Annotated in this window: 11 protein-coding genes; 8 read left to right on the forward strand and 3 right to left on the reverse strand. The window is 62.8% G+C overall.

What is annotated here, in order from left to right; all coding sequences use genetic code 11:
- Positions 1–20: 20 nt before the first annotated feature.
- The 4 genes from glf to JNL31_RS11890 all read left to right on the forward strand — a co-directional run bounded on the left by glf (position 21) and on the right by JNL31_RS11890 (position 6345).
- Positions 21–1166 (forward strand): UDP-galactopyranose mutase, encoded by a 1146-nt coding sequence (glf, locus tag JNL31_RS11875; RefSeq protein WP_294973493.1) that lies wholly within the window; start codon positions 21–23, stop codon positions 1164–1166.
- 256 nt (positions 1167–1422) lie between these two features.
- Complete coding sequence (locus JNL31_RS11880) at positions 1423–4635, forward strand: glycosyltransferase (RefSeq protein WP_294973524.1); 3213 nt, start codon at positions 1423–1425, stop codon at positions 4633–4635.
- A gap of 4 nt (positions 4636–4639) precedes the next feature.
- Positions 4640–5401 (forward strand): hypothetical protein, encoded by a 762-nt coding sequence (locus JNL31_RS11885; protein WP_294973495.1) that lies wholly within the window; start codon positions 4640–4642, stop codon positions 5399–5401.
- A gap of 143 nt (positions 5402–5544) precedes the next feature.
- A complete protein-coding gene (locus JNL31_RS11890) occupies positions 5545–6345 on the forward strand; it encodes an SDR family NAD(P)-dependent oxidoreductase (RefSeq protein ID WP_294973497.1) in 801 nt (266 codons plus the stop codon).
- 152 nt (positions 6346–6497) lie between these two features.
- Here the strand turns inward: JNL31_RS11890 and JNL31_RS11895 are convergent, their stop codons facing one another.
- Positions 6498–8756, reverse strand: a complete 2259-nt coding sequence (locus JNL31_RS11895; protein WP_294973499.1) for a hypothetical protein — start codon at positions 8754–8756, stop codon at positions 6498–6500.
- Positions 8757–8861: 105 nt separating this feature from the next.
- On the opposite strand from JNL31_RS11895, the gene JNL31_RS11900 reads away from it, so the two are divergent.
- Positions 8862–9206: a hypothetical protein gene (locus JNL31_RS11900; protein ID WP_294973501.1), complete on the forward strand. Its 345-nt coding sequence runs from the start codon at positions 8862–8864 to the stop codon at positions 9204–9206.
- A 25-nt stretch (positions 9207–9231) separates the two neighbouring features.
- Here JNL31_RS11900 and JNL31_RS11905 read toward each other — a convergent pair whose 3' ends face one another.
- Positions 9232–10176, reverse strand: a complete 945-nt coding sequence (locus JNL31_RS11905; RefSeq protein ID WP_294973503.1) for a hypothetical protein — start codon at positions 10174–10176, stop codon at positions 9232–9234.
- Entirely contained in the window at positions 10173–11243 is a 1071-nt protein-coding gene (locus JNL31_RS11910) for a hypothetical protein (protein WP_294973505.1), read from the reverse strand. Before JNL31_RS11910 ends, JNL31_RS11905 begins: the two co-directional genes overlap by 4 nt.
- Before the next feature lie 737 nt (positions 11244–11980).
- On the opposite strand from JNL31_RS11910, the gene JNL31_RS11915 reads away from it, so the two are divergent.
- Genes JNL31_RS11915 through JNL31_RS11925 form a run of 3 tightly spaced genes read left to right on the forward strand, consistent with a single transcriptional unit; the run spans position 11981 to position 13928 of the window.
- A complete protein-coding gene (locus JNL31_RS11915) occupies positions 11981–12484 on the forward strand; it encodes a DUF4178 domain-containing protein (protein ID WP_294973506.1) in 504 nt (167 codons plus the stop codon).
- 47 nt (positions 12485–12531) lie between these two features.
- The gene (locus tag JNL31_RS11920) at positions 12532–13767 is read left to right on the forward strand and encodes a DUF4178 domain-containing protein (protein WP_294973508.1); all 1236 of its coding nucleotides are present in this window, start codon (positions 12532–12534) and stop codon (positions 13765–13767) included.
- Positions 13767–13928 carry a hypothetical protein gene (locus JNL31_RS11925; RefSeq protein ID WP_294973509.1) on the forward strand — a complete coding sequence of 54 codons (162 nt, stop codon included), beginning with the start codon at positions 13767–13769 and terminating at the stop codon, positions 13926–13928. Before JNL31_RS11920 ends, JNL31_RS11925 begins: the two co-directional genes overlap by 1 nt.
- The last annotated feature ends 7 nt before the right edge of the window (positions 13929–13935 follow it).

The following is a 13935-nucleotide window of genomic DNA, read 5'->3' on the forward strand; positions in this document are numbered from 1 at the left end:
GTACCCCACGAGGGCATGACATGAAATTCCTGATGGTCGGCGCAGGTTTATCCGGAGCGGTGATTGGCCGACATCTGGTCGAGGCTGGCCATGACATCACGGTCGTCGACACGCGGCCCCATGTGGCAGGCAACTGCCACACCGAGCGCTGCGCCCAGACTGGCGTTCTGGTGCATGTCTATGGGCCCCATATCTTCCACACCGATGACACCGAAGTCTGGGACTATGTGAACCGTTACGAGACGTTCAGGCCCTACAAGAACCGGGTGAAAACCGTGTCAGGCGGGCGGGTCTACTCGCTTCCAATCAATCTGCACACCATCAACCAGTTTTTCGGCAAGGCAATGAACCCCTCGGAGGCACGCGCCTTCATCGAGGCTCAGGCCGATACCACGATCGCCGATCCGCAGACCTTCGAAGAACAGGCGCTGCGCTTTGTCGGTGCGTCGCTCTATGTCGCCTTCTTCAAGGGTTACACGCAAAAGCAATGGGGCTGCCATCCATCGGAACTGCCCGCCTCGATCTTGAAGCGGCTTCCGGTGCGCTTCAACTATGACGACAACTACTTCTTTCACAGATTTCAGGGCATGCCGGAGAATGGCTACACCGCCATGGTGGAACGCATCCTCGATCACCCCGGCATAACCCTGCGACTGAATACCCGGTTCAGCCGCGATCAAGCGGGGACTTACGACCATGTGTTCTACACCGGACCGCTGGATGGCTGGTATGACTATGACATAGGCCGGTTGGGCTATCGAACGCTGGATTTCGAGCGCTTCACCCATGACGGCGACTATCAGGGCTGCGCGGTGATGAACTACGGCGATGTGCAGGTGCCCTTCACGCGCATCACGGAACACAAGCATTTTGCGCCATGGGAAACCCATCAAGGCTCGGTCTGCTACCGGGAGTATTCCCGTGAGTGCGGCCCCAACGACATTCCCTATTATCCGGTTCGCCTGATCAAGGAAAAGGCGCTGTTGACCGACTACATGGCGCGCGCGCAGGCCGAGAAGAACGTCACCTTCGTTGGGCGTCTGGGCACCTACCGCTACCTCGATATGGATGTGACCATCCGGGAGGCGTTGGATTGTGCTCGCTCCGTCTTGGAGCAGATCGCAACAGGCGGCGATCTGCCCGTGTTCAGCAGGACGCCCATGTGATTGGCGCACTAGGAGAGTCGGCGGGGCATTTGATATCAAGGTGGAGCTCAAGGTCGATGTCGTCCCAAGAGGCAAGCACACGAAACGGGCAGCACCGCGCTGCAGGCGAATACCTAAGTACGCACCTGCCGAAATGGGGTAATGTCCTCAAGAGTCGGCTGCGATCTACCCTTCGGGCTTGAAAGGACATTTTCCAGGGGCTAACCAGATCAGGCAGACTGCCATCGATGCAACTCCAAACCATGGTTGCCCCTTGATGCATGTTCTTCAGACGACGCTGCTGCCCAAGACCGGTCTGCCAGAAGCGCTCTACTTGCGCCTGAGCAACCCGGCAAATCGCCCTGCCCTGCCGCTGCCGACAGCCCGCGCCAATCTGGGCATTCCGCTGGAAAAGGGCGACCTGCTGTCGACCGACACCTTCTTCGGTTCGTTTTATCACAGTTACTGGAAGGCTTTCACTTCGATCGGCGATGTCGCGGTGGTGGTGGGGTTTCGCGGGCGCGGAAAGGTACGGGTCTTCGAGGATACTGGCGACGAGATACTGCTGCTGTGCGAGTACGAACTGCTGGCTTCCAAACCGCAGCGCCACTTGATCCGCTTTCGAACGGCGGGCATTGATACCGGACTGATCAACGGCGCATCTTCCTGTCGGCTCTACGTTGAAGTCGAGGCGCAGAGCTCGTCGGAAGTGCAGTCCATCGACTTTGTGACCGAGATTGCTGTCTCGCGCGGTGTCCATCTCTCGATAGGAATATCGACATTTAACGACACAAACAGCGGTGCGGGCAGTCAAATCGCCACCATACTGCCAGCCCTTGTGCGGCTGGCCGAAAGCGACCCCACCCTCAACCCCGTTCATCTGGTCAATCACGGGCCCCCGTTCACACAGCCTGCCATGTTGGCGGCGCTGGACTCACCCGCGGTGCGGCTCTCCTCACCCGCGGCAGGCCCCGAGGCACCGGGCGGGCTGGCACGAACCCTCGCGACGGCGCGTGCCGCACCCGAAGGTGCCACCCATCATCTGGTGCTGGCTGATGACATCCTGCTGGACGAGCGGCTGATCCAGCGCGCGCAGCGCTTTCTCGACTATGCGACCTCCGACCTTGTGCTCGGATCCGCGATGCTGGACGTGCAGTTTCCGGTTCGCCTGTGCATGTCCGGCGCGATGCTTGCGGCAAATGGGCAGCTCCGCATGAACGGCCAGGAAACCGACGTTTCGATGGTGGGCGGACTGAGGCAGATCACCACACCGACCCGCGTCGATTACTGCCCCTGGTGGTTCTGCATCCTGCCGTTGGCTCCGGTTGCAGCCACGCCTCTGCCGCAAGGCCCTTTTCTGCGCGGCGATGATTTCGCATATGGCCTAGACCAACAGCAGCGAGGCATCCCCAGCCTGTGTCTGCCGGGCCTTGGCATCTGGCGGAACAGGGCGATGACGCTACCGCAAGGCTGCCAGACAGGTCCGTCCACCGACGACGATGATTGCACCTATGATCTGGCCAACCGCTTCATGCCGCTGACCAGCGCGCAGGGCGTGCGCCGCAATGGCGCCACGTCAGGACGACTGCACGTTCTGCAGTCCACTCTGCTTCCCAGAGAAGACCTTCCCGAAACACTTTTTCTGCGCGCCATCCCGCCGAGGCGTCACGGCGATCTTGTTCCGCGATCCGTGAAGTCAGGCACCGCTGCCATAAGGCTCGACCCCGGGAACATCCTGTCGACCGACACGTTCTTCGGTTCCTTTTACCGGGCCTACTGGCAAGCCTACACAGTCGTGCGCGACCTTGCCGTGATGGTGGAAATGGCCGGTACCGCTCGCGTGCGGATATTTGAGGAAACCGGGCACGGCGCGAACCTGATTGCCGAAGACAGGTTTCGTTGCGCCACGCCGTGCCGATTTCTGGTCGACATCAGGTCATCGGAGGTCACTCAATGGCCCGGCGAGGCCGAGATCTGGCCCAGTCGGCTGTTCGTAGAGGTAGAGGCGGACGAGACCACCGATGTGCATGCTATCGACTTCATCACATCCGATGCGCCCAAGCGCCGCGTTACCCTGTCGATCGGGCTGTGCACCTTCAACCAGGAGCACTTTTTCGCCCGCACGCTCTGCCGTGTGGCTCGGTTGGCGGCAAGCAGCGATGCCATTTGCGCGGTACATGTGGTCAACCAGGGCGCACCGTTCAAATCAGATGCGATCCGCGCCCTGCTGAATGCTCCCAAGATCCAGGCCATAGAGCAGCGTAACCTGGGTGGCTGCGGGGGCTTCACCCGCACCCTCGTCGAGGAACTGGCCAACCCTGCCCCGGCCAGCCACCATCTGATGATGGACGATGACATAGTCCTCGACGAGCGGATGATCTTGCGCGCGCTCCGCTTCCTGAACTATGCCGACCGCGAAATCGCCCTTGGCGCGGGCATGTTCGACATTTTGCGCCCCCATATCATGTATGAGGCCGGTGCCTTCCTGAGGACCGACAACTCGATCCATGCCTATTGTCACGACGTCGATCTCTCGGACCCTGCGCAGCTTTGGCACTTCAACACACCGGTCAAGACCGACTACAACGCGTGGTGGTTCTGCATCCTGCCGGTAGAGCGGTCTCGCACGCTGGCACTGCCTGCACCAGTTTTCATCCGGGGTGACGACTTCGAGTATGGCCAACGCCTGGCGCTCGACGGAGTGCCCACGGTCACCCTGCCCGGCATCGGTGTCTGGCACGAGCCCTTCTACGCCAAACCCTCAGGGTGGCAGGAATACTACGACCTGCGCAATCGGCTGATATTCGGTGCCACCTATGCCGACAAGGTTCGGCAGCTGCCGCCACTGGACGTGATCGGCATGATCACCGATGCGATCCTGACGCACAACTACATGGCGGCCGAGCTGCGCATGAAAGCCGTACAGGATTTCCTGCGCGGCCCACGGGCCCTGTTCGCCCGCGACACCGAACAGATCCATGAAAGTGTCATGTCGCTGGCCAAAGGCAATGCCCCCGAAAAGCTGGATGCCAGCTGGAAGCAACGCCCTCTGACACCGCGTCGGCCGCGTCCAGGCTCGCTTCGAGGTCTGGTCATGGATCAGGTGAAGTCCGCATTGCGAACCGGCTTTGGCCCTTTGTGGCGCAACAGCGATGCCGTGTTGATGGACGTCGAGGCGCATCCGGGCAATACGGCCGGACAAAGCTATGTGCTGACCAACGGACCTCGCAGTTACCATCTGCGCTTTGTCCCACGGCGGTTCCGGATGTGGGGCCTGATGTTGCGCGCGGGCCTCCTGGCCCCGCGCTACAAGGCGCTTCGGGCGTCCGTCGGGGCAGATTGGGCTGCCAATATCGCTGCCTACCGGTCCCCGGACTGGTGGGCCGCAACCTTCCGTCGCCCAACGGACCAAGCCGGATCTGCCGCTACCGCCCCGACGCCCTTTCCAGACGCCATTGCGTCACCCCAGAAACAGGCAGAAAAGATATGACTCCATGAAAGTGTACATCTACACAATCCCCAAGGCAGGAACCTATTTTCTCGCCGATTTCATCGGACGTCTGGGGTTTCACAACACCGGGTTTCACGTCAACCAAAAGAAGTTCCTCAATACTGCCAAGTTCGACTTGGAGACCAATGCCCGCTTCCCCTCGCGCGCGATGGAGCGGCAGTCCTTCATGAAGACCCTGCGCGACATGAACGACGGCGACCTGGCCTTCGGCCACTTCCCGGTGCCGCTTATGGCTTGGATCTTCCCCGATTTCTTCTTTGTTTGCTCGTATCGCCACCCACGCCAGACTCTGGTGTCGGAGTTCATCGACTTCCGTTTTCGCCGCGAGGACGTCAACTGGATTGCGCGTGATCAGATCCCAGACGATCGCGAAGCCTTTTGCACCTACCTGGAACGGCATGGCCAAGGGCATATGGCGGTATTCTCTCAGATGCTCGCGATCACGGTGCTGCGGAACGAACCACTCTGCGGCCGGTTCCAGACTGAGCAATTCTACATGCTGAACTTCGAGACCTTGCTGAAGTCCCCGCAAAGCGCAGTTGATCTGGCCGGGCGACTGGGTATCGCACCCGACAGGGCCACCGAAGCGCTGGAACAGACCCGAAATGCCGAAACCAAGACCAAAGCTACCGGGCTGGACATCGACCGCGCCGCTCTCTGGTCGGACCGAGCCGAAGAATTGTACAGTTCGATCAACGCCGAAGACTATGTGAAGCGCGGGCGCGAACTTGGCTGGACGATATGAGGTGGCACTTCCCACCACAGCGCTGAGGGACCAATGGCCAACCAGGGTGGTCGACGAAAGACCGGCCGCGACATGGCCGAAAGCCGAGGTCTCGGTAAAGGCGAACCGTTACCGCAGAGCCAGAGATGGAGGCCGCTTCTTGCATGACCAAGACTGCGTTCATTACCGGAGGATCCAGCGGCATCGGTCTCGCGATAGCCAAGGCTCTGACGGCGCGACACCCTGATATCCGCCTTGCCCTCTTTGCCCGGGATCAAGACCGTCTGTCCGCCGCCGCAGCGGAGTTGCGCATTGCAGCGCCAGTAGCCGAAGTCCGGACTTTCGCAGTGGATCTTGCCCAGGTCGACTCTGCCAGGATCATGATCGACACTGCAGTAAGCACTCTGGGACCGCCCGACATGCTGATCCTTTCGGCGGGAATGACTTTTCCCGCCCGCTGGGAAAACGTCAGCATGGCGACGTATCGCGCGGTCATGGAGATCAATTTCTTCGCCTGCCTTTCGCTGGTTGCCCAACTTGCACCATTGATGACCGCAGGATCAGCCATCGGCCTGATCGGCTCTGCGGCGAGCCTTTCGGGTACATACGGCTATGCCGCGTATACTGCCTCCAAATTTGCCCTGCACGGCTTGGCTGAAACGCTGCGGATAGAACTGCAACCAAGAGGGATAAACGTCACGCTTTGCCTGCCGCCGGACACCGATACCCCGATGCTTGCGGCCGAACGGACTTTGCGACCAGCCGTCACCAGCCGCACGGCGGCCAAGGCATCGGTCCTGGCTCCCGAGACGGTGGCGATGGCCCTGTTGCGCGGAATCGACAGGGGTCATTTCCTGGTCCTGCCAAGCTGGCCGATCAAGCTGCTCTATCTGTTTGGGCCCTGGATTTCGCCGCTGCTCCGCAGACAACAGGTGGCCCTGATCCGACGTCTCGGCCCGGACTGACCAAGACCTCGACTGGCGATCAACCGCCTGGCTTTGTAACTGATCGTCGACAGTCAATGCCAGTCAAGGCGCAGACCGGCGGCAGGGTGTTCAAGACCAAGAGCGGCACTGTCCACACCTTAAGGATCAAGAAATTGACAACGCCAGTACGCTCATTCGAAAGCCTTGAGTGGAGCGAAGGCAAGGTCCTCGCTCGTGTCAGACGCGGTGGCTGACAACGGCGGCGCGAAGGACGAAAGCGCCGCCGCTTCGACCGGGTCTGCCGACAGGTAGATCTCAGCCTGCGTGCCGGGCACCGCGTCGGCGATCATCATTGTCAGGAGTCCGCCCACAGCTGCGGCGCGGCAGTCAGTCGGCACCCCGGCGAGATCGAGCATCAGAATATCCTGCCCAGGCACCACCTCAGCCTGGCGCGCGTCGCCGCAGGCCGGGAAGTCCGCAGTCACGGACACCCTGCCGTCAGGCCCGAAGCTGCGCGCCGAGACATAGACCCGGTCGGGAAGGTCGCCGTAGGCCGCCGTCACCCGGGGCACGGCGCCGCCTGCGCCCTGGCCGAGGTAGGCCACGCTGCGGACCGCATCGTAGAAGCCGTAGGTGCCAGTATTGCGCCCGCAGCCGGTGACGCCGGGCAGGCTCCGTCCACGAGCACAGCTGTCTGGCACGCGATCGGGGAAGGAGGTCGTCTGCAGGAACCGCGTGCGCGGGCCGTCGCCCGGGGGCTGCAGCGAATGGCGTCGCGCCAGTGGGTCGGCCACGCCGGGGGCCGCGAGCTCGACCAACGCCACGCCATGTGGAGGCAGCGCGACAACGCCGCCGGCGAAGTCCTGTTCCTGCGGCTCGGCCTGCCCGTCGGCCAGCACCGACACCCGAACTGTCCCCGCCTGATGCGCGGCCGGCAGCCCGGCAAGCGTTAGCGGCACCTCCACCGCGCTGCCGGAGCCGTTCCAAAGGAGAACTGCTGCCCCTCCCGCATCAAGACCGGCGAGCCCGCCGATCCCCTGCCCTTCCAGTACGCCCAGGTCGAGCCGGGTGCGCATGACCGGAAGCTCCATGAACATCCGCAACGCCATGTACCGGGGCGTCGGCACGAGCCCGCCGTTCCGCGCCTGCAAAAGGCCGTAAGGTCCACCAATCCAGTAGGACAGGCAGACATGCTGGACGTCGGTCGCCCTCTGCAGCTGCGCAAGGTCCTGGAGCATGGCGACGGCGGCCTGCATGGGCGTAGCGTCCGTTCCGGCTTGCTTGCTGGGTTCGCCATCCTTGTTGGTCTTCAGTATCTCGGGGGCATATTGCGTGAAGATGATCATGCCGAATGACGCATCCTCGCCCATCACCGCGCGGACACCGTTCAGGATCACCGACCAGCCACCGTTGAAGCTGTTGAATGTCAGGAAGTCGATGGGGGCATCGTCCGAACCGCGGCGCAAATCCTGCACTACCTCCTCGAAGTAGATGCCGCCATCGCCGGTGACTTTTTCGGCATGGAAGTTCGAAGCGATAAAGCTTGCCAGGCCGAACCGCGAGCGCGGGTGGAGGTGCGGGCGCATTGCCGCGCTGTAGCTGAAGAATAGGTCGGCGATCACTTCAGCGCTTTTATCCAGAACCTCGTCAAGCGCATCGCGAGGAGTCTTCGCCTTCTCGGCCTTGTGCTTTGCTTTGCCCTCCTTCTCCTTCTCGGCTTCACGTGCCTCCTTGCGTGCCTCCTTGCGTGCTTCCTTGCGTTCGGCCTTTCGCTCGGCCTTGCTTTTCGCGGGGTCTTCCGCAACGGGTGCTGCCGTCGGCATCGTGGCGTCCGCTCCGTCCCAGGCCACGAGAGTGTGGTTTGGCTCGTTCCACAACGACCACAGCACGGGATACGGGTGGCGGTCTGCCGCCGTCCAAGCGCCGATCAGCGCGGCGGCGCCGTCAATGTCGGTGGGCGCGGGGTGGATTGCTGGCTTTTGCGCCTCCGCGGGCTGGAACTGTGCGGGCGCACCTGTCAGCTGGAAGAGTTGCGCCACGTTCATCTCACCGAGCATGCGCTCGTAGTCCGTCAGCCACTCTGCTGGCCGGTCATGCAGCACGGCCGGACGGCTGGTAGCGTCGCCCGGAACGGTGAAGTCCTGCAAAAGCGCTGCCATGGGTTCTCCTGGCCACTTGAACCAGTAGTCGAATTCGATGTTCGAGCACATCAAGCCCGGGCCAAGCTCGTCGATGAAGCGGCCCGCCTCGGCAAGCTCCTCGCGCCTGATGTTGGTGGCGAGCCCGATCTTCGACTTCAAATTGGGGAAGTACTCGACCACGGAGAAGTCGGCGACCGCGCCGGTCTCGACCCGGAGTAGCCGCTCCGGCATCGACTCCGTACGCATTGGTGGCGGCAGCGTCGAACCAACGATGACGACGAAGACACCGAAAATGGCGATCATCTGCATGGCGCAACCTTAGCATGCGTCCCGACGGCACCCAAACGATTGTGGCTGCCCGGCGGGGTTTTGCCAAATCAGTCGGTGGAGGTGTCTAAGGTTGACTTTGCAGAGGTGCTGGTGTTCGATCCGATGCCAAAGTTGCGTCACGAAGGGAAGCCCGTGATGTCCGAAGACAGCCTTGATACCGCGGAAGACGCCGGAGAAGGCGATGGCGAGGGCAAAGGCGCAGTAGGCAAGGCCGCCCGCATCATGGCGCGGGCGCTCTGGCTGGTGGACTGGTCCGCCGCACATCCCGATGCCACGTCCGAAGAGCGCAAGGCCGCCTGGAAGGCCGGCGTCGAAGGACGGGGTGCCAGGGTGAAGCAGGCGCGAAAGGCACTGAAGATAATGGGCAAGCGCGGCGTTACCTTCATCGTGGCACCCGGAGCTGGCAACGACGAAGACGACGGCGACTGACCCAGGGCACCAGCCACGCGCTGGCTCAGCGCGCTTGCCGAACCGCCGTTCTACGGCCAGCCAGCACTCGTGCAAGTTGTTGTGCCGCGGCTTCCGAGGGCAGCGCGATTGGGTCGTCGGGTTCGTCCGGCAGGTCGGCGGGAAAGGTCACGCCGTGACGAGCGGCAAGTGCATCATTCGCTGAAGCGACACGTTGCAACAGTTCGGTTCGTAGCTGCCGTCCGAGCGCACGGCGCGCCATCAGGGCAGTGTCATCGGCATGCAGCCTGTTTACGGCCGATTCCACCCGCTTCCAGGCGAAGCCGATGCCAAGACGGCTCAGCACGGCCATGTAGGCCGCACAAAGCATGCTTGGGCTGACGTTGCGGTCCCGCGGCGCTGTCGGCAGCGAGATCCCGGCCGCAGTCGCGAAGGACTCGGCCACGCCATCGCGCCGGGCGGCCTCGAAGCCCACGGCGACCACCCGGCCGACCTCTGCCCAGGGGGCGAGCATCGCTAGATAGTCCATGTGTTTAGCCATCCGGGCGCCGTTCACGAAGGCCTCGATGCCGTCATATTCGTTGCCCGCCTTGCAGCGCTGGTTCCACAATGATTCCGCGAACGTGTCCTGCCTGCGCAGGAAGCAGACGGCAGTAAGGTCGAACGCGCCGGCGAGCGCGGCAAGCGCCGCTGGATCAGGGCGCATCGTCGGGCCTGAAAGGCCCTCGCCGCTCATCAGCACTTGGTCGCAGCCCGAAGCCGCAACCTCGGTGCGAAGGTCGGCCAGCATCGCCTCGAAGGCGGGGCCCCCGTCATGCAAGAGCCGCGCCAGGAAGGCATGTTTGCGTCGGCTGCGTATCGGTAGCCGGTCGGTACTGGGGTAGAGGATGCCCTCGGCCCGCAACTGGCTGCGCTGGCCGACCATCAGCGCCTGCAACGTGCTCGTGGCAGTCTTGTGAGTGCCGATATGCAGGATCAGGCGTGGCTTCATGGTGACGTCGCCCCGGGCTTGGCAGCCGGGCGATCTGCAACTCGGGGCGCATTGGCAGGGTCCCGCTCAGCTGTGTTCGCGGTCGCGGCCCCACGCGCCTGGCGCACATCGCGGAGTCGCGTCTGCCGCCTCATCTTGCGTTTGCTGTCGCCCCCTCCCTGTTCAGCCAGCGCATCCAGATACCGCTCCACGTCCTTACTGCCTGCTGCGGGAATCGGATCCGCGTCTTCTTCGGGCAGAGTATCGGGAAAACGCACACCATAGGCCGCAAGAAGTGCCGCATTGTGGTCGGTGAACTGGGCCAGTATCTCGCCGCGCAGTCGTGCACCAAGCGCATGTCGCGTCGGGTCTGCACCCAACACTTGCTCGATCCATCGGTGGCTGTGCGTCACGCCGGCCCTGTTCAAGGCGGCCATCAATGCGGCATGGCGCATGCCGGGGCTGACGTTTCGGCTTTTCGACGACGGCGGCAGCGAGATGCCGACGGCGGCAGAGAACGCCTCGACCACGCCAGTTTCGCGCGCGGCCTCGAAGCCGATCGCTGCGACCCGGCCAACCGTAGCCCACCTGTCGAGCATGACCTTGTAAGCCATGTGACGCCGCACGGCCGGCAACTGCACGAAGTCGGTGATGTGTCTGTTCGTGCGGCCGTTCTTGGATCGCTGGTTCCACAGGGATTCGACGAAGCTGTCCTGCCGACGCAACAGGCAGACGACCAGCACGTCGAAGCCGTCCGCTACCGCGCGCAGACGGTCAAGCGAACTGTCCAATGACTTGGCCGGACCGGACAAACCCTCGGCACTCAGCACCAGCGTGTGGGCACCCGAAGCGTCGAACTCGTCCCGAACGCGCGCCCATTCCAAATCAAAGGCGGCGGCGTCGTGAATTAACGCCTCAGCCAGCGCGATGTGCTTGTTCTGATCAATAAAGTCGGGATGGTCAGTGCGCGGGTAGCAGACACCGGCCTCGCGCAGGTTCTTCCGCTCCGCGGCCATCAGTGCCTGCAGCGTGCTGGTCGCCGTCTTGTGCGTGCCGATGTGCAGGATCAGACGTGGTCGGGCGGTCATCGCTATCTCCTCTGCCCGCCCAAGGACGGGACTTGTGGTATTGCCAGAGCAAGAGAGGCAATTCGTCGCTTGGGACCCGCTGCTCTGAGCGAACGGTCAAGTCAACTTTGTGCTTGGCTCTTGCGAAGCAGGCCGACAGGATAGGCGCCGAAGTTCCGCACCGAAGTCTAGCAGAACCGATTCCTCTGACAATGCCGTCCCGAGGTGCTGTGAGACGAATGCGAACCAGCCTCCGTTCCTCCTGCCCCGTCCAGGTGCCGCTGCCAGTGGCGATGCGCGCGCATTGCCTCCACGCGCTTGCCGCGGATCTCGCCAGCGAACCTCGGGCCGAACCTGTTCCAGCAGTACCGCACCGTCTCGTGACCGACTTCGACGCCGTGTTCATGCTGCAGGTCCTCGACGTTTCCGAGCGAGAGGGAAGCTGGATGTAAAGCATTACCGCCAGGCGCATGATGTCGGGGCTGGCGTTGGAGTGGTGGAAAGCGGAGCGACGGGTCGTGCGGCAGGCTGGTTGACCGCCCTGGACACCTCAACACAATTCCTCTGACCACACCCGATGTCCGGCATGCCACCTACCGGGCCATCTGGCCAAGGCTTTTGGTCTTGCGAAGGCGACTCGATCCTTGCATTGATCACGGATGGAGCGACGGAATTGTCTGAAGTGCGGGGCAGATCTGGGCGAAAGCTTCCGTTGGGCCCGCATGGTCAACTGCGACCATTGCGGGACCGCGCATGTCTTGCGCGACGCCGTCTTCACTGTGGCGGGCAGCTCCGGCGTCCTGCACGAGACACCAGGGCTCGTCCATATGTTGCAACCTTTCGTGACCCCGAAGGGCACATTTGACCCTGTAGGCATGGTGCGCTTCTCTTATGGGCGCGGTGCCTGGGATGAGTTCTGGGCTTTGGACGAAGCCGGCTCGGGCGCCTGGATTTCGGTCGACGAGGGCGACATCGTCCTGCAGCGCCCTACCAGTGATAAGGATCTGCCCCACTTCCCTCCTGCCCTGGGATCGACCATCGGCCATGACTCGGAAGACTGGACAGTCACCGAGGCTGAAACCGCGCGTTGCATTGGGTTCCGCGGCCAGTTGCCCGAGGCATTCGAGCTGGATGAGGTCTTCACCTTTGTGAATGCGTCCTGCGGGGACGGGCGGCTTCTGTCGGGCGAGTTCCATGCTGGCGCCGCCACCTGGTTCATCGGGCCCTGGCTCGATTCGTTCGAACTGGGCAGGCCGGGATGAGGGGCGAGGTCGCAGCGGTCTCGTGCCCCTCCTGCGGTGCCGGGCTCATGGCGCTCGGTGGCGGGCGCGTCGTTCTACAGGTCTGCGCCCATTGCGGAGCGGCGCTGGATGCGGTCGACAACTACCGCCTGCTCAAGACCTTTGCCGACAGACGTCGCCCGGCGTCGCCTTTCCAGCTGGGCATGAAGGGCCAGATTGCAGGCATCGACTGGACGGTGATAGGCATTCTCGGCTGGGCGGAGACCTGGAAGGGTGAACGCTGGAATTGGACCGACCATCAGCTCTTTTCACCCACGCATGGCTATGCCTGGCTGACGCTGGAGGACGGCCATCTGATACTGACCCGCGCCTGGCGCGGTCCGCTTGGCCCGAACTGGATCACCTCGCAGACAGTCGAATTGGCAGAACACCCCCCGACCATCCGCGCTAGGAACCGGACCTACACCTACTACGAGACGTCGGACGCGAGAATTTCATATGCCGACGGCGAATTCTCATCCGTTGCCATGGTGGGCGACCGCGTCCAGTCGCTTTGCTTTCTTGCCGAGGACGAAATGCTGACCCTGACGCAGACCGGGACCGAGCGCGAGGTGGAGCTGTCAACCTGGCCCCAGCAGGCAGAGACGTGGGCCAGCTTCGGCCTGACCTCTCTTGGCAAGCCCTGGCGCGTGCATCCTCTGCAACCCTACCGACCCTGGCCAAACGAGCGGTTCCTTGGTGCGACTGGGGCGGTTCTGGCATTCGTCTCGCTGATCATGGGCCTGCTCCTGCTTGCTCAGGGCGAAAAGGTGCAACCGGTCATGCAGCCTGGCGCCAGCCGGCTGGCCTTCGAGGCAGAGCTGCCGATCACGCATACCCGCGGCCTAATTCGACTTGTCGTGCAGACCGACCTCTACAACGCCTGGTCAGGGATCGACGTAGAGATCACCGACCCGGACGATGCGCCGGTGTTTCAGACGGCCCGTGAGGTCGGCTACTACCAAGGCGTAGAAGGCGGCGAGTCCTGGTCAGAGGGCAATCAAACCCTGTCGATCTCCTTCCGTCCCGAGGTCGCGGGCAATTATCGCGTCAGCCTTGACGTGCCCGAGGGCGGCAGCGGCGAGGGAGTCGAAGGCTCTCCCATCCGGACAATGCAGTTCCTGGCCTATCAGGGCGAGGCTGCCAGTTTCTGGATGTGGCTTGTCTTCGCCATCTCGCTCCCCATCGCCGGACTGACGCCGCTGCGATCCTGGCTTCACCACAAGGCGCGCTGGCGCGGCAGCGACTGGAGCGAAGAGGACTGATGACCCCCGCTCGCATCATCATCGTCCTGTCCGCCGCCGCGACGCTTTCCGGCGCCTGGTGGCTCTCCGCGAATGGCGTCTGGGGCGAAAGCACCGACCTCGACCGCTCCATCCGAACTGGCAGCGGCGGAAACACCTTCACCCAAACATCCGTAAAATGAGGGCACA

The organism is Tabrizicola sp., from assembly GCF_016792905.1.
Taxonomy (GTDB): Bacteria; Pseudomonadota; Alphaproteobacteria; order Rhodobacterales; family Rhodobacteraceae; genus Tabrizicola.

Bases quoted from the DNA above. Each gene is read 5' to 3' on its own strand.
- glf (WP_294973493.1), top strand. From the start codon at position 21: ATGAAATTCCTGATGGTCGGCGCAGGTTTATCCGGAGCGGTGATTGGC.
- JNL31_RS11880 (WP_294973524.1), top strand. From the start codon at position 1,423: ATGCATGTTCTTCAGACGACGCTGCTGCCCAAGACCGGTCTGCCAGAA.
- JNL31_RS11885 (WP_294973495.1), top strand. From the start codon at position 4,640: ATGAAAGTGTACATCTACACAATCCCCAAGGCAGGAACCTATTTTCTC.
- JNL31_RS11890 (WP_294973497.1), top strand. From the start codon at position 5,545: ATGACCAAGACTGCGTTCATTACCGGAGGATCCAGCGGCATCGGTCTC.
- JNL31_RS11895 (WP_294973499.1), bottom strand. From the start codon at position 8,756: ATGCAGATGATCGCCATTTTCGGTGTCTTCGTCGTCATCGTTGGTTCG.
- JNL31_RS11905 (WP_294973503.1), bottom strand. From the start codon at position 10,176: ATGAAGCCACGCCTGATCCTGCATATCGGCACTCACAAGACTGCCACG.
- JNL31_RS11910 (WP_294973505.1), bottom strand. From the start codon at position 11,243: ATGACCGCCCGACCACGTCTGATCCTGCACATCGGCACGCACAAGACG.
- JNL31_RS11920 (WP_294973508.1), top strand. From the start codon at position 12,532: ATGGCGCTCGGTGGCGGGCGCGTCGTTCTACAGGTCTGCGCCCATTGC.
- JNL31_RS11925 (WP_294973509.1), top strand. From the start codon at position 13,767: ATGACCCCCGCTCGCATCATCATCGTCCTGTCCGCCGCCGCGACGCTT.